Here is a 279-nt window from a genome sequence, read left to right on the forward strand (position 1 = left end):
CGGTGTCGGACGCAGCGGTTTTGAGCTAATATTCCTAAGAAATATATCGTCACGTCATAGCTGGAATATCTGAAATGTGGGACTTCTTCCCTATCGTCTTCTTGCCGTTCAAAATTCTCGTATTGGGAACGGGCATGTTCTTCGCCATCAAATGGCATCATGATCAGGCGAAGAAGGAAAACGAAACCAAGGGACCGTGAGCGCCGCCAGTTTTAAAGGCGCGGGCCACTTGGCCCACTCCCGGGGACGAAGCAGACCTTGCTTTCCAACACCCCGCTC

1 protein-coding gene is annotated in these 279 nt (G+C 51.6%); it reads left to right on the plus strand.

The window, feature by feature from the left end:
- Nucleotides 1-74: 74 nt before the first annotated feature.
- Nucleotides 75-200 carry a hypothetical protein gene (locus tag EN853_RS35255; RefSeq protein WP_004440843.1) on the plus strand — a complete coding sequence of 42 codons (126 nt, stop codon included), beginning with the start codon at nucleotides 75-77 and terminating at the stop codon, nucleotides 198-200.
- Nucleotides 201-279 lie beyond the last annotated feature (79 nt).

Source organism: Mesorhizobium sp. M1C.F.Ca.ET.210.01.1.1 (assembly GCF_004791585.1).
Lineage (GTDB): Bacteria > Pseudomonadota > Alphaproteobacteria > Rhizobiales > Rhizobiaceae > Mesorhizobium.